Here is a 21,242-nt window from a genome sequence, read left to right as displayed (position 1 = left end):
ACGCCTTTACGTCTTTATGACCTGCTTTCGGTCGTCAGAAAAGCCTGACGTCCAATGATCAGGCCGGCACCAGGGCCGCCAGGCGGTTTCTCACCTCCCTGGCCTTGATCATGGGCTGATCCCCGCCGACATGTCCGTAGTGGGAGACGTTGCACCGTCCGTTCACGGCAAGTCTTACGTCCTGTACCATCTGGCCGTAATTCATCTCGACAACGAGAATCTCCCTTACCGATCCGGGCAGGCCGGCAAAAACCTTTTCAGGAAAGGGAAACAGGGTGATCGGCCTGATAAACCCTATTTTTTCGCCTTGTTTTCTTCTCTCCTGGACAATCTCCCTGCATACCCTGCCGGGCAGGCCGAAAGCGCAGACGACAACCTCGGCATCCTCGAGCTCATACTCTTCCCAGAGCTGTTCCTTGGCGGTCATGGCTTCGGCTTTGGCCATCAGCTTTTTGACCATCTGTTCTCCGTCGCTGTGTGCGTAGGAGCCGGTGATCAGAGCCCTTTTGCCGCGGTCTTTGGCTCCGGTATATGACCATTCGCCGGTGTCGTAGCTGCTGACTGTTTCTTTGGCGGGGGTGAAATCCACCGTCTCTATCATCTGCGCCATCACCCCGTCCATGACAAACAGGACAGGAGTCCGGTAGGTGAAGGCCCGGTCGATGGCAACCGGCATCAGGTCTACTATCTCCTGACCGGAGGCGGGTGCATATACTGGGATATAGTAATCGCCGTGGCTGCCTCCACGGGTGGCCATGAAATAGTCCTGCTGCGAGCCGATAATGTCACCGTCGCCGGGGCCGACCCGCATATTATCAAGAAGAATGCACGGCAGCTCCGCCGCCGTCATGAAGCCGATTCCTTCCTGCATCAGGTCAAAGCCGGGGCCGGAAGTGGAGGCGCAGCCCAGCTGACCGGTTGCGGCAAGTCCGGTAAGACAGTTGATTACCGCAAGCTCGCTTTCCGCCTGGAACATTCTGCCGCCCACCTTGTGAAAATGTGCGGCGGTGTATTTCATAACGTCTGTTGCCGGAGTAATCGGATATGCAAAATGATAGCGTATTCCGCAACGGATCATCGCTTCTGCGAATATCTCCGAATTCTTCATAAACAACGTGTTCGATTCCATTACGATCAATCCTTTCCTGTTGCAGGGCAGCTGTTTGACTACCCTTATTGCAAAAGATCTTTGTTACGGCACCCTTTGCTACAGAGCTGCCACCATATCCATCTCAACCTTTGCCCCCAGTGCCAGGTTGGCCACCTCGACGCAGGCCCTTGCCGGAGTGTGCGGAGCAAAAAAAGAACCGTAGACTTCGTTGATCCGTGCGAAATCACCCAGGTCGGTGATGTAGACGTTGACCTTTATCACCTTGTCCTTGCTGGTACCGGCACCTTTGAGGATGGCTTCCAGGTTTTTCAGTACCTGCTCTGTTTCCGCCTCAATCGTGTCGTTGACCATGGCGCCGGTGGACGGATCGAGCGCCAGCTGTCCCGAGGTGAAAAGCAGATCTCCGTGCTTGATTCCATGGCAATAGGGGCCGACGGCTTGGGGGGCGTTTTGGGCAATAACAGTTTCCATACTATTCCTTTACTGGTTATAGGTTGATTATCTTATAATTGTCTTGTTCAATCACCGGCCGTATTTGTCTGCGATATAATCCTGCAGCGCTTTCTCGCTCTCTTCCGGTAGTGAGGGCTCGACATATTTTTCAAGTATCTCTTTCCACTTCCTGTTGGCAACCTGATCGTATGTGAGGCTGCCGTTCTTCTTCCAGGTGTCGTAGTTCTCGCGGGATTCCATCTCCGGCTGGTAAAACGATTGGCGGAAATTCCGGAAGGTGTGGGCGTTGGTCAGATATTCGCCTCCCGGCCCCACCTGGTCAATAACGTCGATGGCAAGGTTCTCAGCGGTTATCTGCTCACCTTTCTTGATCCGCTTGCACATCCCGCATATTTCGTCATCTATGATGAATTTTTCGTATGAGGAGACCAGATAGCCTTCAAGAATTCCGGCGGAATGGAGCACGAAGTTCACCCCGGCTACGGTGGCCATCAGATGGCTCATCATCGACTCGAGTCCCGCCTGGGCATCGGGAGACTTGGAGTCGGTAAGAGTCCCGCCTCCCCTGCAGGGCAGGCTGTAGAACCTCGCCATCTGCGCAGTTGCGGCAACGTTTACCGCGTTTTCCGGAGAGCCGATACTCAGGGTGCCGTAACGCATCGCCGCATTTGACGATGAACCGGAATAGACCACAGGGGTTCCGGGTCGTATTATCTGGGTCAAGACGATGCCTGCCAGAATCTCGGCATTCTGGACCACCAGGGTACCTTCCATGGTGACCGGGGCAGTGGCGCCGGCGATGGAGAGGGAGGAGATCAGCTGCGGCATCCCCGCCCGGGCGTACTCCATTATCGCACCAAGCATAGACTCATCGTAGCTCAGTGGCGTCAAAGAGCACAAGATGCTTATAAATCGAGGTTTTTTTGCCAGCTCTTGCTCGCCGCCGAAAACCAGTGACGCCATCTCGATGGTTTCCTTTGCCGCAGCGCCGTTTGTCGCCCCCCCCATGAAAGGCTTGTCGGAGTATTTCATGGAGGCATACATCATTTCCGCATTGCGCCTGTCGTTGGGCAAGTCACCGGGCTCAGCCATCATGCCGCCGGTAATATCAAGAACCTTGCTGGCATAACTGAGCTTGACGAAATTTTTATAATCCTCGAAGATGCTCTCCCGTCTGCCGCGGTCAAGATCCGTTACTATCGGCGAGCCGTAACAGGGAATGTAGGCGATATTGTCACCACCGATTACCACGTTCTTGTCGGGATTCCTGCCATAAAGAGTGAACTCCGCCGGCGCCTTGGCAATCATCTCCTCCACCAGTTTCGGCGGGAAAAAAACTCTTTTGCCTTCTACCCTGCAGCCGGCTTCCCGCAGGACCGCCACTGCCGGCTCATAACCAAAATCCAGGCCGGTTTCCTCCAAAACCTTGAGGCTGGCTTCATGGACCCGCTGCACTTCTTCCTGAGAAAAATATTCAAAATGACGCATAAAAAACCCCTTTCTCCTTTTTTCGGTATTTCCGGGAGTAATTGAGCTGGGTGTTTATTCCCGCCCGGCACCTGTTGTAAAACGCACTTGATATCTTTTAGATATATCAATTAGCAATAAACGTACCTAAAACAAATGAACGGAGTAGCCGTAAACAATATGTTTTAAAAATATGGTGTTATGTTGCTATTAATTTTTTCAGAAGGAAAGTCGCGCTTTTAAAAAAACAAAAAAATTTGCTTTTATAAGAGGTGAAAACAAAAAAATTTGTCAAAAAAATTGTTTGTTTTTGCTGAATTTTACTCGCTCGGTTGCCTGCACTATGTATTGTAGTGGAATTTGGTTCATCAATAATAATTATTTCCCCATTTGTTGCACAATTGGTCTATCCTGGGAGGCTTCTCAGGCATGATCGCCAAGCTGAGTAGCGGAGCCGCTTGTTTCCCACTCGCCATCCAGGGCAGGAGGTGGTCGATGTTTTTGTTTTTTTCGGGTAACTATCTGTTCGTGTTGGTAATATTATTAATATATCAGCAACGTCAGGGGCGATCTTGTTGCGCGGTAGAGGCAGCCGTGATGCTCCGGCGCACATTCCTGGCCCTGATGACCTTGTCCTTGCCGGTTGGAGTCAGCGCCTGGCCAGCCTCCCGCCGACCTCTTGCCGTATCCTGAATTTTCTCAGTTGCAACCAGAGAATAGTTTATCTTACTCGGGTGCGATTTTGCAATCTTCTGGCGTGAGAAAAATGGTTTTATATGGCAAAGAACACAGGATATGGCCCATCCTGTTGTGTCAGTCGGGGTGGTGTTGCAGGGATTTATTGCGGAATCAGTTTGAGCTGCTGCAGGGTTTTGCTTTTTGTTGCCACAACGTTGAAATGGGCAATAAAGGTTTTTTCCGCAGCACTCGGGATCTTGTCCCGCAGCTGGACAAGGGAGATCCTGTTTTTGGTCTGTTCGCTCTCTCCACGTATGATCACAATAGTACCGGATCTTATGTCATCCCAGGCAAGGTGAGAGACGATTATTCCCATACCGAGGTTGTGTCTGATTGATGAGAGCACTGCCTGGTGGTTTTCGACCTGCACTACGATGTCGAGTTGGCCGGGCGGTTTGCCGAAATGGTGGAGAAACCAGTTGGTGATCGCTCTTGCATCCGGTTGTTGCGATATGAACTGGCCGCTTTCAAGCCTTTTGCAGGATTCATCTCCTGCAATGTGGCTGTTGAAATAGGTTCGTGAACAGGCAAGTACCACCTGTTCCTCGATTATCGGGGAAATGGTGAAGTTTTGATAACTTCCATAAGGTTGGCTTCTGGTTGGGAAGGTGTCGACAAAAGCAAAATCAACCTCGGCCCTGTTTACCTTACCAAGAAGAGCCCCCGGGCGTCCAAGCTCCAGGGTGAATTTCACCTTGGGGTATCGGTTGCAGAATGAGGCGATGATATGCGGCAGGTAGCGGGAACCGAACTCCATGGGAGCGCCGATCCGCAGCAGGCCGGCGGGCTCTGAAAGTTCCTCGCGAATTGCCTTTAATCCGGTGTCAAGATCGGTCAGTAACGGCTTGACAAGCTGAAACAGACGAACTCCGGTGGCGGTAGGAACCAGCCGTTTATGCAGGCGGATGAACAGCCGGGTGTCCATTTCCTCTTCGAGTTTCTTGAGCTGCTGACTGACTGCGGAAGGGGTGATGTGCAGTTGATCCGCGGCGGCGGTGATGCTGAGCGAAGAGTGGATATAGTAGAAAATACGCAGTCGGTTGAAATCGACGTTCATTAGTAATACTTAACCTGGTTTGAATTATATGTAAATTTACTAAATAATGGGTAGCTGGTAATAAGTCAATATCAGGGAGTCAGGCAGGTGTAAGGGGCCGGCTGCCCTGGCTGGTGAGGTCAAGAGATGAAAAGACGGCGACACAGGCCCAACTGTTTTGGGATTTGGGTCGCCCGGTATTGGAAAAGGTGAAAAAAATGGGGGCAGTAACACAATCACCACGGGTGGTTGATCCGGCAATAGATTTTGACGCTATTACAAAGCTCTTTGGTACCGCTCACGACCAGGGGAGGAGCGCTCTTTTCGAGTATGAAACCTATGAGCTGTTGAGCAGCAGCGGAGCCGAAACTCCGCCCCGGACCCATTTTCTTGCAAAGGGGCGGAAATATTCTGACGAGGAACTATCTGTCATACCCGGCAAAAAAGTGGTGCTGAAAATCGTTTCACCGTCAATTGTCCATAAGACCGAAGTTGGCGGTGTAAAAATTGTCGAGAACAGGCCGGAAAAAATCCGCTCAGCCTGGCGCCGGATGATGTATGAGGTCCCGGAAAGATATGCGGCGCTTGTGGAGAAGAAATGCGTACACCCTCCGGAAAATTATCGTGATCTGGCAAAAGAAGCGCTGCAACTCGGTGTCGGGCGCGATATCTGTGGGGTCCTGATGGTGCAGTTCATGGCTCCGGATTCCGATGCGTTTGGCAACGAACTTATAGTCGGCATCCGTAATACCAGGGAGTTTGGCATGGTTATCAGCGCCGGGCTCGGCGGTACCGACACAGAGCTATATGCCCGGCGGTTCCGCAAAGGCCAGGCTGTCGTCGCCTCTTCCACGGTGGACACCGACGGTGAAAACTTTTTTGCCCTCTTTAAAAAAACCATCTGTTACAGGAAACTGGCCGGACTGACCAGGGGGCAGCGGCGCATCGTAACCGATGAACAGATCATAGAGTGTTTCGACTCGATGATAAAACTTGCAAATTACTACTCCCCGATTAACACGGGGGCACCCTTTGTCATAGAGGAGCTGGAGATAAACCCTTTTGCCTTCAGCGATTTTCTCATGGTCCCCCTGGACGGCATGTGCAGGTTTGGGTTGCCGGGCAACATCGAGGATGCAAGACCGTTTCACAAGGTCAAAAGACTGCTCGTCCCGGAGTCCATTGGCATTATCGGGGTGTCGACCAGTCGCGTCAACTTTGGCCGGGTGATCCTGGACAACATACTTGCAAATGGCTATGACCCGGCGGCGATAACTCTTTTTCGTCCGAACCTTGATGAATTCGAGGGTATCAGGTGCCTGCCCGACATATCGAGCCTTGATGGCAGGCTCGATCTGCTGGTGGTGGCGGTCGGGGCCGACCAGGTTCCTGCAATTGCCTGCGAGATCATCGATAAGGATGCGGCAGAAACGGTGATGCTCATCGCCGGCGGTATGGGGGAGACCGATGAGAGTGTTGCACGGGCTGCAGCGCTGACCGAAAAAATCAGGGCGGCACATAGGAAGGAAAACGGCGGTCCGGTATTTCTGGGGGCCAACTGTCTTGGTGTCGTCTCCCATCCGGGAAGGTATGACACCCTCTTTATTCCAGAAGAAAAATTACCGAGAAGACGGGGGGCTCAAAAGCGCAACAGTGCTTTTGTCAGCCAGAGCGGAGCGTTCATGATAACCCGGTTGAGCAAGTTGCCCGAGCTTAATCCTGCGTATATGATTTCGGTGGGCAACCAGAACGACCTGACCCTTGGAGACATACTCAGCTACTTAAAGGATGACGCCGAGATCGATGTCATAGGGGTTTATTGCGAAGGGTTCAAGGATCTGGACGGGTTGACGTTTATCAGGGCGGTACGGTTGGCAGTGGCTGCTGGCAAAGATGTGATATTCTATAAAGCAGGCCGTACTCCGGAAGGAAAAAACGCCACCTCGGGTCACACCGCTTCGGTTGCGGGGGATTATATGGTTTGCGAGGCCTGTGTGCGGCAGGCCGGCGGCATAGTCGCGCAGAATTTTTCCCAGTTCGAAGACCTGCTGATGCTCTCCCAGAGACTGCACGGCAAAAAGATCCTGGGGAATCGGCTGGCGACGGTAAGCGGTGCAGGGTTTGAGGCGGTCGGCATGGCCGACAACATCCAGTCGGATGATTATGAGATGAAGCTTGCCGGATTTTCGCAAGGCAGCGTGCAAAAGATCAAAAAGATCCTTGAACAAAAGGGGCTTGACCGGCTCGTGCAGATCAGAAACCCGCTGGACATCAATCCCGGAGCCGATGACGAGACCCATGTACGGGTTGTCACGGAGCTTGCCCGCGATCACAATGTCGATGCGGTGGTGGCAGGACTGGACCCGCTGTCTCCTGCGATGCGGACGCTTGCCGGCGACCAGACCAGAAGATACGGTTTCGATACGCCGACCTCTATCGCCAGAATACTGCCGAAGGCTGTGGCGAAACTTGAAAAGCCGGTAATAGGGGTGGTTGATGGAGGCCGCATCTACGATGCCCTGGTGGGTGAACTGATGAATGGCGGCGTACCGATATTTCGCTCAGGAGATCGGGCGGTTCAGGCTCTGGCGATGTACATCGAGGGGCGGCTGCAGGCAGCAAAGGTGAGGGCGGGGGAACTTTCCGGCAACATCTGAAAATGTGGCGAGCCGGATGGGGCTGTCGCTTACGGTTCAATGCGGACCGGTCTGTTGGAGTTGGAACCAGGGGGGGGCATCACAACCTGGCAACCAGCCGGTCAGCGTCTGCGGTTCCCGGTCAATTTCTTCCGTTGCCGGGTTGCAGCCCGGATGTTATGGTCAGGGCGGGTGAACCCCTGAGGGGTGGAACAGTTATGGTTTGCTGTTTTTTTTGCAATTGGTATTAAAAGATACGTTCAATGTACAGGTAGATACGATTATGGGGCAGAGTGAATCGATTAGCGAACAGATTGAAAAAGCCGAAAAGGTCAGAGAGGAAGCCAAACAGAATTTTGCACAAAATCCCGATGACTTCAGCGCCAGGCTGCTGCTGGTCAGTATAGAAAATCATCTTGCCGACCTCTATCGGCAACTTGACCGGGTAAGCGGCTAGACATTGCCACAATATCACCCGGTGCGAGGTGCCGTCACAGATAACGACTGGTGAAGCGTTTGTCCTGTAATACAGCCGCGTCAGGATTATTCTGTTTTCCACAATTCCTGCTGCTGTTCCTGATCTGAAGAACCTGGAGCGGTAGAGGTTGAACCTTTTAGAAAAATCAAACCGGAACTCCCGTATTACCACCTGAAATAGCTGTCTTTTTTACTCCTTACAACTGACCGCCTGCCAGGGCCGTATATTTTTCTTGACTGAATATATGTCTATTGTATACAATAAAACCTGATAACGATGGGCTGTAGTGTTGTTGTCTACAATAGACCATCGGTGGTCCTGCCGTTTTTCTGGAGGAGCCGGAAGACACAACCTTTAATCAAAACTGGAGGAAGATCGGATGCAAAGCAAAAAAAAGAGGATACTCGGCATTGTCGCAGCATTGTTGCTTATGCTGGCGGCACCCATGAATGGGATGAGCGCGGATCAGAAGGTCTATAAACTGAAGTTTTCCTGGAATGATATCTGGGGACCGAAGTTTCGTGCATCTCAGATTTATCGCCCGGGAGGGGAGATGGAGCGTATGCTCTATGAGAGGAGCGGCGGTCGAATTCAGCTCGAGATCATACCCAGGATGTTTCCGTCCGGTGACATGTTTACTGCAGTTGCAAAAGGAAAAGCCGACATGGGTGATATCGCAATGCCCTGGCTCTCCGGCACCTATCCGATCTGGAACTGGGGGGAGATTCCGGGCATCGTAAATGAGGATCCGGTGAAAGGACTTGCCGAGGAACTGGCGGTTTACCAGGATCCGGAAGTCATGAAAATTTATGACAAAACACTCAAGAAATTTGGTTTGAAATTCTGGTTCGTAACCCAGTGGGACCCGGCAAACGGAATCTGGTCCAATCGCAATATAACAACCCTGGAAGATCTCAAAGGGATGAAGGTTCGTGTGGGCGGATATCTTCCGACCCAAGGTATCAAGGAACTTGGTGCAAGTCCGGTGACCATTGCCGGATCTGAGCTGGCCCCGGCCATGATGGCAGGAACCATCGATGGCGTCCTGACAAGTCTTGGCTATGGATATTCCATCGGCCTTGGAAAAGTTTCCAAATACTTCACTCTCACCCCCCTCTCTCCAACCTGGACCGCGGTTACCTTGATGAACGCGAAGTCGTTTGAAGCCCTGCCTGAGGACCTGCAAAAGGTTGTCATGGACGTCGGACGCGAGCTTCAGCAGATGGTATCGCTTTCCACCACCGCGGAATATGTGATGAGTCTTGATACCGTAGATCTGTCAGGGGTGAAGAGAACACGTCTTGAAGCCGGCGACGCCGAGCAGATAGCGCAGGCTGCTGCAGCCGTTGAGAAAGAATGGCTCAATGTTGAAGGACCGTGGAAAGAGGAACGTCCCGCTCTTCTGAAAGCTGTCAAGAACGCGGTACAGAACTATAGAGACTTTACCGGTAAATAATCGGCAGTTTGTTTGAAAAGTAACAAGGAAGGCCGGCGGCGACGGCGTTGCCGCCGGCAAAAAGATTAACTTTAAGCCAGGCAGAAAGTATGAAGAAAATAGTCTCTATAATAGAAACTATCACAAATGTATTAAGCGGGTATCTGCCGGCATTGACCGTCTTTCTGCTCATGGTGATGGTGCTGGGCGAAGTCCTCACCCGGTATGTTATGCAGGATCCACTGTCTATTGCCGATGAACTTGGAGGGTTCATGCTCGTTGGCATTACTTTTATCGGTCTTGCCTATACCTGGAAGGAGCGCAGTCATGTCAGCGTAGAAATAGTAACCAATATGCTTTCCCCGGGGGTGAGGCGATGGCTGAAATTGTTCACCCTGCTCCTGGCGACCGTATTCTGCTGGCCGCTTATTGCCGGCAGTTATGAACTGTTGCAGGATTCACTGCTGTTTGGTTCCAGGAGCGGCAGCTGGATGAGAACACCGCTGGTGTATCCCCAGTCGGTACTGCTTGTCGGGTCTGTTCTTCTGCTGCTGCAGCTCGTTGCGGAAATTATTAAATCCGTGCTCGAATTAATGAACACAGGAGGGAATGAGAAATGATGGGATCTGAGGTAGGTATCGCGATAGCTCTTATCGCTCTCCTGTTCATGCTGTTGATTATCGGGTTGGAAATAGGCTGGTCTGTTGGAATTACAGCCGTAATCGGTCTTGTCTGGTATGTGGATCAACCACTCGGCCAGCTGGCCGAGACAGCTTTTGGTTCACTGAATTCCTTTACCCTGACGGCGTTGCCGCTATTTATCTTTATGGGCGGTATCTTAGGCAATACCGGGGTGAACGAGAAATTGTTCAGTGCCATTGAAAAATGGGTCGCCAATCTTCCGGGCGGGCTCGCCTGTTCGGTAATATGTGGAAATGCGGTGTTTGGCGCGATGTGCGGTTCGACCATAGCGGCGACGGCAACGTTTGGCAAAATCGCTTTTCCCGTCATGGAAAAGAAGAACTATTCACCTAAACTGGCCCTTGGCGCCATTGCTTCAGGGACGGTTCTGGCACCCCTTATTCCACCAAGTATTCTTCTTATCCTTTACGGCGCATGGCAGGGGTTGTCCATAGTCGATCTGCTGGCTGCCGGTCTGATTCCTGGTCTGACCCTCACAATTTTGTTCATCCTGACCATTATCATCCAGGTGAAACTCAAGCCGGAGCTTGCGCCTCCCGCGATGAGTTTCACCATGCGGGAAAAGTTGCTGGCCCTGATCGACGTACTGCCGTTCATGGGAGTCATCCTGGGTGTGCTGGGAGCAATATTCGGTGGGATCATGACCCCGACCGAAGCGGCGGGTCTGGGTGCTTTTCTCTCTATATTGCTGACGCTCGCATACCGCCGGCTGACCTTTGAAATCGTCAAGAGGAGCTTGCTGGATACGGTCAAGATCACCTCTTTTTCTCTGTTTATCATGGCGATGGCCACTCTGATATCCCATGTATTCAACTCAGCCGGAATCATCCCCCTGATAAAGGAGTTTATCATCGGACTGCCTATCGGCAAGTACGGTATCCTGATGCTCTTTTTTGTGATGTATCTGCTGATGGGGATGTTTTTTGATTCGTGGTCCATGCTTTTCCTTACTTTCCCCTTCGTCATGCCGGTTATCGTCGGCCTCGATATCAATCCGGTCTGGTGGGGTATAATTTACGTTATGGCCGGGGAGCAGAGTACTATTACGCCTCCTTTCGGTCTGAGTCTTTTTGTTTTGAAAGGAGTAGTGCCCAAGCACTCTATAGGAACGATAGTGCGCGGTTCGCTGCCTTTTCTCATACCGATTTATATCAACGTCCTGTTGCTGTTTCTCTTTCCCCAGCTCGCCCTCTGGCTGCCGAGTGTGCTGAAGGGCGGTTGACAGAAAAGAGGTGTAGGGGTGAAGGCTGAAATGCAGGACAAACTAGGGAGGTTGCGGATCGCGCCGCAGCGCTGTCCGCAAAACTTTGTCTTTTAAAATGGTACGTCAATGAAACTTGGATTTATCGGATTGGGGGCCATGGGGAAACCGATGGCCGGAAGATTGGCTGGCGCCGGCAGAGAACTGTATGTGTACGATGTGCAGAAGGGTGCGCTTGATGAACTGGAAACCCGTGGTGCGAAGATCTGTCGGTCGCCGGAAGAAGTCGGCAGGGCGGCGGATATCATTTTTCTCAGCCTGCCCAATTCGGCGATAGTAAAAAGTGTTGTAGCTGGTGAAAACGGGGTGTTGGCCGGGGTACAGGAAAAAAAGTGTATCATCGACCTGAGCAGTGTCGACCCGACCACCACCAGAGCGCTCGCCGCCCAGGCCGGGCTAAAAGGGGTCGAGTACCTGGATGCGCCCGTATCCGGCGGAGTATCGGGAGCCGAAGCCGGAACCCTGACCATCATGGTCGGCGGACCGGAGGCAGCGGTCAACAAGGTTATGTCCATCCTTGAGATCCTCGGCAAAAACATCCGCCATGTCGGCGACACAGGTGCCGGCGACGCTGTCAAGATCGTCAACAACATGCTGCTCGGCGCCAATATGGCATCGCTTGCAGAGGCGATGGTACTCGGCAGAAAGCTTGGGTTATCCGGCGAAGTAATGCATGAAATCATCGGCAGCGGCTCCGGCAAAAGCTATGTGCTGGACGCCAAACTGGAAAAATTCATCATGAAGGGAAATTTTACCCCCGGGTTTGCCGTTGACCTGCAGTACAAGGACCTTGGACTGGCCGCCGATGCCGCGAAAAATGAGCAGATGCCCCTGCCGATGACAAGCCAGGCGATGCAGCTTTTTGAAATGGCAAGGGCCCGTGGCTACGGCCGGGAGGATATGTCGGCGGTGATAAAAATCTGGGAAGAGTTGATGAACGTCGAAGTTCGGGAAAACAGGTAATAAAGGTGGCGGCTTGAAAAAGATAGAGCAAAATGTGGAACAAAGAGGGCTTGAATTCGGCGCCCTGACCCTGGGGGATTGCATCGACATAGCCGTTGAGACGAAATGCCGGGTAAGCGATGTAATTATCTGTGAGGCAATGGTCCAGACCGGGCTTGACAGGGAGCAGGTTGACCACCAGTTGATAAATAGCTTTGGCCACAACTTCAAGGCGCTCGCAACAGGGCTTGAGTCCGGCACAAGTTTTCTGTTCGGCTCCGTAGCAAGCGAGATGATCCGGCCCGATTCGTCGAAAATTGTCGAGGACGACCTGATCAACAAGATGATAATCTACACCCTCGCAGCTCAGGTAGGCAATCACAGCGTAGGGTTGCAACCGTGCGCCGGCACAGGTGATTCCTGCCCCTATGCCGGGTTCATGCGGGCGGTTATGGAAGATTTTTCCCACCAGGATTGTGTAAGATCTGCGGCGGTACTGCTGAAGATCGGCACCATGTTCCGCGTAGGAAAGACCTCCACCGGCTGCAATATGGAAGGTTTTGGTGCGGGGTCAGCGGCAACCGCCGGAGCTTTTGTCGAGCTATTCGGCGGGACGCCGGAAGCTGTCGGGCGGGCGGTGGTGCTTGCTGTCTCGCCGACCATAGGCAATCCCTGTACTCCCCGGGTCATGGTTCCTGGGCTCTGTGCAACCCACATCGGCGGCGCGATAATGAACGGGAAACTTGCAAGTCACCTGGCCATGCATACCGGAATACCGGTCAACGTTCCTGTGGATGTGATGATTGCCATGGCGGCAGCGGTTCACCCGCTGTCGGCGAAACATATCGTTCCTGAGGTGGTGAGGCATATGGAGCCGTATTTCAGGACTAACGACGCGGTCGAAGCGTATGTGGATGATGCCGTTAAAAGTGAAGAGTCGCAGCGAAAGGCCAGGGTGCATGAAACCGCAATTGAAACCATGCGGGATATGGCCAGACGCGCCAACCCGATCGTGAAACCGTTTGGTACCGCGGTAGTCGGCGGTTCCAGCCAGGCGGTCGGGTCGCCGACCAATACCGGGCGGCTGGCACATTTTCTGGCAAAAGGCAAAATAACCAAGGTTGTTATAGACCTTTATCCGGAGCTTTTTGCCAGGAGGGGGATAAACGTCCCGGGTATTGTCATGGGGGCCGTTTACGGGGCCTCCACCGCGGACGGTTTGATGTACAAAGAGGTTATGGATCGCATCAGACGCGACGGTATTGAAATAGAAATCAATCAGGTAAAAGAATATCAGATGCAGCGGGTTACCGTGGTGGCTTCGGAACAGAGCAGTGTTGTCGACGCGAGAAACCGGGGTGGCGGCCGTCTGGCTGTGGTTCAGGTTGAGCCTGATCTAAAACGGTGTCTTGAGTTGGCCAAATCTCTGGATATCGAAATTGTGCAATAGGGTTTTCGGTGATTCCGGTCGACATAATGGAGAAACAAATGCAGGAAAAGACAATACGAATTCTGGTTGAAGATAAAAAACAGGTAGAGGCGTACGAAGAAACTTTCAACGTCCAGATGCCGAAGGTCGGGCCCGACGGCAAGGTGACGGGGCTGCCGAAACCGTTTCCACGAGAGGTGAACGGCGTTGTCCGCGACGGGTATCGCATCTATGAGCTGGCCAAAAAAGCAGAAGAGACCGGGATTCCGGTCCTCAACCCCATCCTGGGAAGAAACAGCGCGGAGGAGACCTATAAAGAGTCCCTTGAGATGTACAAAATGGCCGATCAGCTGGGGATCACCGTCTTCCATTTCGTCCATGCGGAGGCGACCCGTCATATAGATCCTCTTGATGGGCGCGAGTTGATCGAGCAGTCGCGGGGAAAAGGAGGTATCACCCCGGCAGGGGAGAGGGATCTTGTGCAACTGGGAGCCGGAGAAAAGCACCCGATGCGGGTTAACGCCACAGGCGATACCCCTCACCTGACCATCATCAACTCCTTTATCGCCGGTTTTGACGGGACGGACATCGGCCCGGTGATACACGTTCATTTTGGCGGGAGGGGCATTCACGACTACAGGACCAAGGTGGCAAACGGTTTCAAAGCCCTTGAGGTTTGCGCCGATAACAATATTTTCGTACAGACCGATTCACACAAGCACCTCAACAATCTCGACGGTACCGACGGGATGGCGCTTGCCATGTGTCTGCTCGCAGAAGGTCTTGCCGTAAAGGCCGAGCTGCCAAGGGAACTCAGCGCCCTGCAGATGAACGTTGCCGGTATCAACCTCATAGCCGATATCGCGGCGATGCGAGCTTTTAAACAGACGATGTGGAGCGGTTCTCTGGTTGTTGTTCCCGAAACCTTCCAGAACCCCCCCGCCGATCTGATTGCCGAGGCGGCACACTTTGCCCGCATGGCGGTGAGCGCCAAACTCGGAGGTGCGAACTTTTTCAGACCCAAGGCCGCGGAGTCTGTTGGAATACCGACAGGAGCGTCGATGGCCAAGGCGATGTGGGCTGCACAGAACGTTTTTGAGAACACCTATTCCGTGGAGCTGAATGATCCGGCAATAGAAGAGCGCAAAAACGAAATCATCGCCGAGGCGATGGCGGTATTAAAAGCGGTGCTCAATCTCGAAAACGACCCTGAAAGCGAGGAAATCAACGAGAAGTTCTGGCAGAAGTACGATGTTGAAGAACTTATCGATCTCATCGTCGCTGCCGGAAAAACCGGTGTCCTCGATGCTCCCAAGGCCGGCGGCTGGGACCTGAAACGCCATGTGAAAACTCACCGGGACAAGGACGGGATCAGACGGTATGTTCCAGGATTTTCACCCCTTGGCGTAGATCCTGGAAAATGTGCATTTACAGAGGAACCGGTAAAAGTCAACGGGGTTGTCACTCCCACCAGAAAGGAAAAGGTGGTGCTGGGAACCGTGGGTGCGGACGCCCATGTCTCTGGAATAAATATTATCAAAGAGGCCCTTGAGGGAGCCGGGTTCGAGGTGGTGTTTTTGCGGGGAATGAATCTGCCCGAGACGGTGGCGGAGGTTGTCGCTGAGACCGGTGCCGATATTCTCGGCATGTCAAATCTCCTTGGGCTCGGCATGGACCTCTTTCCCAGGGCGTCGCAACGGCTCGCAGAACTGGAATTGCGTGATGACGTGATCGTTGTTGCCGGCGGGCGAATCGCCGAAAAAGAAGAGGAGCACAGTTATTACGAGCAGAAAATCAAGGATGAGGGAGCAGGGTTCCTCGGGGTTGACGGTTTTTTCGGTCCGGGAACGGATCCTGCCGACTTTATCAGGTGGATCGAAGAAAGGCTTGCAGAGCGCGCAGGAAAAGGAGAGTGATCCCTATGAATGAAATAAAAAAAATTCCCGCGGTTATCATGAGGGGCGGAACGAGCAAGGGAATTTATATTAAATCCAACCATCTGCCCGCCGACAAGACAGCGCGTGATCGTTGTATAATGGCTATTTTCGGCAGTCCTGATGTCCGCCAGATCGACGGGTTGGGAGGAGCCGACCCGTTGACCAGTAAACTGGCGATCATCGGACCACCTAGTCATCCGGAGGCGGATATCGACTACACTTTCGCCCAGGTTGGCATTGACCAGCCGGTTGTCGATTATGGTGGAAATTGCGGCAACATATCGGCAGGAGTGGGCCCCTTTGCCATCGATGAAGGGTTCGTCGCCGCCGTTGAGCCGGTTACCAAGGTGAAAATCCACAACACCAATACCGGGAAGATACTTATCGCCGAGGTAGAGGTCGAGGGCGGAAGGGCCAGAACAGAAGGGGATTGCCGCATCGGCGGGGTACCTGGAAGCGGCTCGAGGATCATGCTCAATTTTGCCGGTACCGCGGGGTCGGCAACCGGAAAACTTCTGCCCACCGGTAACGTGGTCGACCAGCTGGTTACACCCTCTGGAACAGTCGAGGTGTCCATCATCGATTGCGCCAACCCGATGGTGTTTGTCAGGGCTGAAGATATGGGAATAGAAGGTATTGAGCCGCCGGCTGTAATCGACGGCAACAAGCAGTTGCTTGCGCGGCTCGAGGAGATCAGGTCCCACGCGGCCGTTGTTATCGGCATGGCAGACGACCCGGCTTCGGCCACCGCTAAAAGTCCGGCTTTCCCGATGATAGCAATGGTTTCCAAGGCAAGAGAATATCAGGATTTTACCACCGGTAAAGTTATAAAATCCGACGACGTGTCTTTTGTCTCACGGCTTATGTTTATGCAGGTCCTGCATAAAACATATGCAGGCACCGGAACGGTCTGCACCGGCGCGGCTGCAAAAATACCCGGTACCATCGTCAACCAGGTAATAGATGAGGCGGACTCCGTGGAGCTGGTGAGAATTGGCCACCCGGCAGGGGTTATCGCCATTGAGGCAAAGGTTGTCGACGGCAAAGTGGAGCGGGCCGCATTCGCCAGAACGGCCAGGCGGATAATGGAAGGTTCGGTACTGGTCCAAAGAGAAAGAATCCGGAGTTGAAACGATGGATGCCAATCTTCTGATATACGATGTCGGCAGCACCTACACCAAGGTTACCGCGCTTGCAAAAAGTGAGACGAAAATAGAGTTCGTCGGCCGTAACCAGGTCCCGACAACCGTGGAAGATATCGAGACGGGGATTAAAAAGGCCGATCTTTCCATTGAAAATCAGGGGATAACCTTGGCAAAAGACTCGCTGGTGCTTTCCTCCAGCAGCGCGGCGGGCGGCTTGCGGATGGTGGCCATGGGCTATATGCCAAGGGTCACCGCCAAAGCTGCCAAGGAAGTTTCCATGAACGCCGGTGCAAGGGTGCTGGAGATAGTCACCCACGAGGATCCTCCCGAATACCGGATAGAGATTCTGCGGGAGATTCGACCGGATATAATCCTTCTGGCCGGCGGCACCGATGGCGGCGACCGCGAAAACCTGCTGGAAAATGCACGATATATTGCCGCTTCAAAGGTTGAGGCGGTGGTGGTTATCGCCGGCAATGTCTTCGCCCAGATGGAGGCGGAGCAGATTCTGCAAAAAAGCGGCATCTCCACCAGGAGGGTGGCCAATGTAATGCCTACCATCCATGAACTGGTCGTTGACGGAGCAAGAGAGGCGATCCACGGTGAGTTTATCAGACAGATCTCTTTTGCCAACGGCCTGAGCAAGCTGATCGACATGATCAGCGACGAGATGGTGGTGCCGACTCCCGGAGCGATCCTCATGGCCGCGGAACTTCTCGCTTGCGGTACTTTTTCCAGCGAGGGCGTAGGTGACCTGATCGTGATTGATATCGGGGGGGCCACGACCGACATCCACTCAATTTTGCCCAGTCTTGAAAATCTGTCGAGCGAAGAAAGAGGGCTGGTGGTAACCAATGAAAAACAGCCGGCATACAGAACGGTTGAGGGAAACCTCGGGATGCGCATCAGCGCCACTGGGATTATCGAGGCGATAGGGCCGCTCGGCGTGCTTGACAAAATAGCCGACACCGGCCTCCACGCCGTTGAAAAGCTCAAGGAATATGGTGCATATCTTGAGCATCATCCCGAACATATAGCAGCGGATGAACAGCAGCGCGGTTTTGATCGTGCGCTTGCAATTTCGGCGATCGAGGTTGCGTTGAAACGTCATGCCGGATACCTGGCGCGGGAACATAATCCGGTTATGGGGATTGCTCCTGGCACCCCGATCGGACGGGATCTTCGCGAGGTGACCACGGTCATATGCGTCGGCGGAATTTTTACCCATTCTCCGGAAGAGGAGTGTCGTGAAATTGTCAATGCCGCAATGAAAAACAGGGGGATTTCACTTTTGCCTCAGGAATATTCCCTCTATTTCGATACAAATTACCTGTTGTATTCCATCGGAATGTTATCGAGACGGTGGCCCGATCTTGCCCTTGAATTTGCAAAAAATTCTCTGCACTTGCATTAGACGGGATGCTGCCCAAAAGGGTAACCACCACGTTCTGGTTTCCCGTTGTGTGGAACAGCCGGAAACAGGTAAGAGGAAAAAAGAAGATGTGAATGGATAGGCGTAAAGAATGAACCTCTCTGGGGCAGTAGATTATAGACAATGTACAATGTTGGGATTTCATGGCAAAAAATTGTTATATTGCCACGTTGTAAGTAAGGGGCACGATGAGACGTCTGGAACAACTTGGTTCCCACGATCTCGTTGATCTGCAAGAGAGATAATTTACGACTCGGAATTATGGGAAAGAACATGTCATTGTTGCAAGAAAAAATGAACAGAGGACTGGGGATGGAGGTGGCATCCCTGGCCGATCTGGTTACCGAACAGATTAGACAGAGAATCATCACCGGGGAGTTCAAACCGGGACAACAACTGAAGGAAGACGATCTTTGCAAACTCTTTGCGATAAGTCGTCCTCCCATCAGGGAGGCTTTCAAGACCCTGGAGGCAAACGGGCTGGTGATGCGCAAGCCAAGGAGGGGCGTATTTGTTTCGGAGTTCACCGCCAAGGATGTCGTTGAAGTCTATACCATTGTGGCCATGCTCTATCGCAAAGGAATGGAGATGGCCATGGAAAAAATCACCAAAATAGATAGAGATCTATTGGCAGCGCAGGTAATCAGGATGGAAGACGCGGTGAAAGGTGATCCTCCTGACCTGATCGAGTATCAGAAGGCCCATAGGTCTTTTCATGAGATCATCATGGATATTGCCGGTAATGAGAGAATGAAGATGCTTGAGAAACAGCTCCGCTATCAGCTCAGCATCATCAGTTACAGATCTTTTCAGAGAAAGGAGCATTTAAAGGCATCCCTTGTCCTGCACCGGCAAATACTTGATGCGATAACGAAAAAGAATCGTGCGGAGGCTATGGATCTGACAGAACATCACGTGGTCTCCGCCATGGAAAGCCTGGTTAAGGAAATGGCCGGCTGACGGACTGGGGGATTGCCGACGGTGCTCTCTTGGTGTTACGGAAAAATGACAAATAAAATTAGTAGTTTACAACCGGAGGATATGTACAATGAAACCTGAAGTACGATCTGTATACACTATTTTGGAAGAAACCCACGTTGACGGGGTAAGAGCCCTTGAAAAGCCGACCCGCAAGGCGGCATGTGCCGCAGTTTTCAAGAATCCTTATGCGGGGCAGTATGTTGAGGATTTGAGCCTGCTCTATGAATTCAGCAAGGAGCTTGGTGAAATGCTTACCCAAAAAGCGGTCGCCGCTCTTGGTATCACCCCGGATGAGGTGCAAAGTTACGGCAAAGCAGCCATTGCCGGGCTCCAGGGGGAAAGAGAGCATTGCGCGGCGCTTATGCACCCGGCTCTTGGCAAACCTATCCGCGACAACGTCGGAGGTGGCAAGGCCCTGCTGCCTTCAGCCAAAAAACTGGGTGGACCGGGATGTGCAATCGATTTGCCACTGGGACACAAGGATGCTGCTTACGTAAGAAGCCATTTCGACGCCATGGAAGTGAGGATACCCGACGCTCCCAAGGATGACGAACTTGTACTTATTGTCGGTGTAACCGATTCTGGCAGGCCTTTTCCTCGAGTCGGCGGGTTGACGATTGATGAGATCAAGGGAGAAGATGGTTTACGGTAACAGGGCTTTTGGGCGCCGGACCCGCTGAAACGGAGTCTGTGGCATTAAAAGTCAAGGAGGGAAAATGGATAAGGAGTCCGTTCGGATCGAATTTACGGTCAACAATAAAGAGGTAGCACTGGATATTCCGGCAGATGCGACCGCCCTGCATGTGCTTCGTGAGATGCTGTCTCTCACCGGTACCAAAGAGGGGTGCGGAATAGGTGAATGCGGTGCATGTACAATCGTGGTGGACGGGAAGGCGGTAAACTCATGCCTCATGCTCGGCGCACAACTTGATGGAAGGATGGTAACCACTGTCGAAGGGCTGGCAACAGAAAGCGGGCTTCATCCACTTCAGGAAAAATTCATGGAAGGCCATGCGGTGCAGTGCGGGTTTTGTACCCCCGGCCTGTTGATGTCCAGCCACGCCCTCCTTGAGGAAAAGGAAAATCCCACCAGGGCGGAGATAGAAAAAGCGATTGCCGGAAATATCTGCCGTTGCACCGGCTACCAACAGGTTATTACGTCAATTGAAACAGCAGTGTCCGAACGTCTTGACGGGGAGAACAGGTGATGTCAAAAATAGCTTACATTAAGCCTGATTCGGTTGGTGACGCTATCGAGATTCTGGCCGATAAAGGCAGCAGCGCAGCCATTATCGCCGGCGGCACCGATGTCATGGTGGATCTCAGGTCCGGGGAAATAACCCCGGAATATCTGGTGGATATAAGCCGGCTTGAGGAACTCAAGGGGATCCGGATGGAAAACGACGAGCTGGTGATCGGAGCGGGGGTCACTCTCTCTGAGATCTACAACTCCGATCTGCTGGCAGAGTATGCACCGGCTCTGAAAAAAAGTGCCTACAACTTCGCCTCTGCCCAGATTCGGAATATAGCTACTATAGGCGGCAATGTCGCCCATTGTTCTCCCTGCGGTGATACCATTCCCCCGCTGGTCATCCATGAGGCGGAGGTATTGCTTTCCGGAAAAGACGGCCAGAAAAGAATTCCGATAGAGCAAGTGGCAACCGGACCCTACAGATCATTTCTCGAACCGCATGAACTGATCACCGCCTTTGTCCTGAAACCGAGAAAGGCTGCGTTTGCCGATTTTAAGAAGATAGGCAGGCGAAAGGACCTGGCTATCTCACGCCTGAGTATGGCCGTCATGATAGACAAAAGTGACGACGGAACTATCTCGTTCATGCGTTTCTCCCTTGGAGCATGTACTCCAACCCCGCATCGAATGATCCCGGTAGAGGAGTTCATGGTGGGGAAAAAGCCGACCGAGAAGCTGCTTTTTGAAGGTGGCAGGCTGCTTGCGGAATCGATGATAGAAATAACGGGCAGACGTCCGTCAATCATATATAAGGAGCCGGCGGTTCAGGGGCTCTTTGTGCGTATGTTACATCCGGTGGTGAATTGA

At 52.7% G+C, this 21,242-nt stretch carries 18 protein-coding genes; 14 read left to right on the top strand and 4 right to left on the bottom strand.

Going from position 1 to position 21,242, the window contains the following annotated elements:
• Positions 1–58 precede the first annotated feature (58 nt).
• The 4 genes from BLQ17_RS06375 to BLQ17_RS06360 all read right to left on the bottom strand — a co-directional run bounded on the left by BLQ17_RS06375 (position 59) and on the right by BLQ17_RS06360 (position 4,826).
• Positions 59–1,129: a pyruvate ferredoxin oxidoreductase gene (locus BLQ17_RS06375; RefSeq protein ID WP_092220940.1), complete on the bottom strand. Its 1,071-nt coding sequence runs from the start codon at positions 1,127–1,129 to the stop codon at positions 59–61.
• A gap of 78 nt (positions 1,130–1,207) precedes the next feature.
• Positions 1,208–1,582 carry a Rid family detoxifying hydrolase gene (locus BLQ17_RS06370; protein WP_092220938.1) on the bottom strand — a complete coding sequence of 125 codons (375 nt, stop codon included), beginning with the start codon at positions 1,580–1,582 and terminating at the stop codon, positions 1,208–1,210.
• 51 nt (positions 1,583–1,633) lie between these two features.
• Complete coding sequence (locus BLQ17_RS06365) at positions 1,634–3,052, bottom strand: trimethylamine methyltransferase family protein (RefSeq protein WP_092220936.1); 1,419 nt, start codon at positions 3,050–3,052, stop codon at positions 1,634–1,636.
• Positions 3,053–3,869: 817 nt separating this feature from the next.
• The gene (locus BLQ17_RS06360; protein WP_092220934.1) at positions 3,870–4,826 is read right to left on the bottom strand and encodes a LysR family transcriptional regulator; all 957 of its coding nucleotides are present in this window, start codon (positions 4,824–4,826) and stop codon (positions 3,870–3,872) included.
• Between the two features lie 197 nt (positions 4,827–5,023).
• Between BLQ17_RS06360 and BLQ17_RS06355 the strand changes: the two genes are divergently transcribed.
• The 14 genes from BLQ17_RS06355 to BLQ17_RS06295 all read left to right on the top strand — a co-directional run bounded on the left by BLQ17_RS06355 (position 5,024) and on the right by BLQ17_RS06295 (position 21,242).
• The gene (locus BLQ17_RS06355) at positions 5,024–7,462 is read left to right on the top strand and encodes an acetate--CoA ligase family protein (protein ID WP_092220932.1); all 2,439 of its coding nucleotides are present in this window, start codon (positions 5,024–5,026) and stop codon (positions 7,460–7,462) included.
• A 262-nt stretch (positions 7,463–7,724) separates the two neighbouring features.
• Positions 7,725–7,898: a hypothetical protein gene (locus BLQ17_RS22520; protein ID WP_176761113.1), complete on the top strand. Its 174-nt coding sequence runs from the start codon at positions 7,725–7,727 to the stop codon at positions 7,896–7,898.
• Positions 7,899–8,298: 400 nt separating this feature from the next.
• Positions 8,299–9,375, top strand: coding sequence for a TRAP transporter substrate-binding protein DctP (dctP, locus tag BLQ17_RS06350; protein ID WP_092220930.1), 1,077 nt, complete (start codon positions 8,299–8,301; stop codon positions 9,373–9,375).
• An 89-nt stretch (positions 9,376–9,464) separates the two neighbouring features.
• Positions 9,465–9,974 carry a TRAP transporter small permease gene (locus BLQ17_RS06345; protein ID WP_092220928.1) on the top strand — a complete coding sequence of 170 codons (510 nt, stop codon included), beginning with the start codon at positions 9,465–9,467 and terminating at the stop codon, positions 9,972–9,974.
• Entirely contained in the window at positions 9,971–11,278 is a 1,308-nt protein-coding gene (locus BLQ17_RS06340) for a TRAP transporter large permease (RefSeq protein WP_092220926.1), read from the top strand. Before BLQ17_RS06345 ends, BLQ17_RS06340 begins: the two co-directional genes overlap by 4 nt.
• Positions 11,279–11,386: 108 nt before the next feature.
• A complete protein-coding gene (locus BLQ17_RS06335) occupies positions 11,387–12,280 on the top strand; it encodes an NAD(P)-dependent oxidoreductase (protein ID WP_092220924.1) in 894 nt (297 codons plus the stop codon).
• A gap of 13 nt (positions 12,281–12,293) precedes the next feature.
• Positions 12,294–13,709 (top strand): L-serine ammonia-lyase, iron-sulfur-dependent, subunit alpha, encoded by a 1,416-nt coding sequence (locus tag BLQ17_RS06330; protein WP_092220922.1) that lies wholly within the window; start codon positions 12,294–12,296, stop codon positions 13,707–13,709.
• 38 nt (positions 13,710–13,747) lie between these two features.
• On the top strand, positions 13,748–15,604 hold the full coding sequence (locus BLQ17_RS06325) for a cobalamin-dependent protein (RefSeq protein WP_092220921.1): 1,857 nt from the start codon (positions 13,748–13,750) through the stop codon (positions 15,602–15,604).
• A 5-nt stretch (positions 15,605–15,609) separates the two neighbouring features.
• Entirely contained in the window at positions 15,610–16,755 is a 1,146-nt protein-coding gene (locus BLQ17_RS06320; protein WP_092220919.1) for a 2-methylaconitate cis-trans isomerase PrpF family protein, read from the top strand.
• Between the two features lie 4 nt (positions 16,756–16,759).
• Complete coding sequence (locus BLQ17_RS06315) at positions 16,760–18,184, top strand: glutamate mutase L (RefSeq protein ID WP_092220917.1); 1,425 nt, start codon at positions 16,760–16,762, stop codon at positions 18,182–18,184.
• A gap of 291 nt (positions 18,185–18,475) precedes the next feature.
• Positions 18,476–19,162 carry a GntR family transcriptional regulator gene (locus BLQ17_RS06310; RefSeq protein ID WP_176761112.1) on the top strand — a complete coding sequence of 229 codons (687 nt, stop codon included), beginning with the start codon at positions 18,476–18,478 and terminating at the stop codon, positions 19,160–19,162.
• An 88-nt stretch (positions 19,163–19,250) separates the two neighbouring features.
• Complete coding sequence (locus BLQ17_RS06305; RefSeq protein WP_092220913.1) at positions 19,251–19,835, top strand: amino acid synthesis family protein; 585 nt, start codon at positions 19,251–19,253, stop codon at positions 19,833–19,835.
• 64 nt (positions 19,836–19,899) lie between these two features.
• Positions 19,900–20,391, top strand: a complete 492-nt coding sequence (locus BLQ17_RS06300) for a (2Fe-2S)-binding protein (protein WP_092220910.1) — start codon at positions 19,900–19,902, stop codon at positions 20,389–20,391.
• Entirely contained in the window at positions 20,391–21,242 is an 852-nt protein-coding gene (locus tag BLQ17_RS06295; RefSeq protein WP_092220907.1) for an FAD binding domain-containing protein, read from the top strand. Before BLQ17_RS06300 ends, BLQ17_RS06295 begins: the two co-directional genes overlap by 1 nt.

The sequence above is a fragment of the Desulforhopalus singaporensis genome (assembly GCF_900104445.1).
GTDB lineage: Bacteria > Desulfobacterota > Desulfobulbia > Desulfobulbales > Desulfocapsaceae > Desulforhopalus_A > Desulforhopalus_A singaporensis.
Note: the sequence above shows the minus strand (reverse complement) of the source record. Positions and strands in the feature narration are given on the sequence as shown.

Excerpts from the sequence above, each read along its gene's own strand:
- BLQ17_RS06365 (WP_092220936.1), bottom strand. The coding sequence starts at position 3,052 with ATGCGTCATTTTGAATATTTTTCTCAGGAAGAAGTGCAGCGGGTCCAT.
- BLQ17_RS06370 (WP_092220938.1), bottom strand. The coding sequence starts at position 1,582 with ATGGAAACTGTTATTGCCCAAAACGCCCCCCAAGCCGTCGGCCCCTAT.
- BLQ17_RS06355 (WP_092220932.1), top strand. The coding sequence starts at position 5,024 with ATGGGGGCAGTAACACAATCACCACGGGTGGTTGATCCGGCAATAGAT.
- dctP (WP_092220930.1), top strand. The coding sequence starts at position 8,299 with ATGCAAAGCAAAAAAAAGAGGATACTCGGCATTGTCGCAGCATTGTTG.
- BLQ17_RS06340 (WP_092220926.1), top strand. The coding sequence starts at position 9,971 with ATGATGGGATCTGAGGTAGGTATCGCGATAGCTCTTATCGCTCTCCTG.
- BLQ17_RS06315 (WP_092220917.1), top strand. The coding sequence starts at position 16,760 with ATGGATGCCAATCTTCTGATATACGATGTCGGCAGCACCTACACCAAG.
- BLQ17_RS06375 (WP_092220940.1), bottom strand. The coding sequence starts at position 1,129 with ATGGAATCGAACACGTTGTTTATGAAGAATTCGGAGATATTCGCAGAA.
- BLQ17_RS06305 (WP_092220913.1), top strand. The coding sequence starts at position 19,251 with ATGAAACCTGAAGTACGATCTGTATACACTATTTTGGAAGAAACCCAC.
- BLQ17_RS06335 (WP_092220924.1), top strand. The coding sequence starts at position 11,387 with ATGAAACTTGGATTTATCGGATTGGGGGCCATGGGGAAACCGATGGCC.
- BLQ17_RS06325 (WP_092220921.1), top strand. The coding sequence starts at position 13,748 with ATGCAGGAAAAGACAATACGAATTCTGGTTGAAGATAAAAAACAGGTA.
- BLQ17_RS22520 (WP_176761113.1), top strand. The coding sequence starts at position 7,725 with ATGGGGCAGAGTGAATCGATTAGCGAACAGATTGAAAAAGCCGAAAAG.
- BLQ17_RS06320 (WP_092220919.1), top strand. The coding sequence starts at position 15,610 with ATGAATGAAATAAAAAAAATTCCCGCGGTTATCATGAGGGGCGGAACG.
- BLQ17_RS06300 (WP_092220910.1), top strand. The coding sequence starts at position 19,900 with ATGGATAAGGAGTCCGTTCGGATCGAATTTACGGTCAACAATAAAGAG.
- BLQ17_RS06360 (WP_092220934.1), bottom strand. The coding sequence starts at position 4,826 with ATGAACGTCGATTTCAACCGACTGCGTATTTTCTACTATATCCACTCT.
- BLQ17_RS06310 (WP_176761112.1), top strand. The coding sequence starts at position 18,476 with ATGTCATTGTTGCAAGAAAAAATGAACAGAGGACTGGGGATGGAGGTG.
- BLQ17_RS06295 (WP_092220907.1), top strand. The coding sequence starts at position 20,391 with ATGTCAAAAATAGCTTACATTAAGCCTGATTCGGTTGGTGACGCTATC.
- BLQ17_RS06345 (WP_092220928.1), top strand. The coding sequence starts at position 9,465 with ATGAAGAAAATAGTCTCTATAATAGAAACTATCACAAATGTATTAAGC.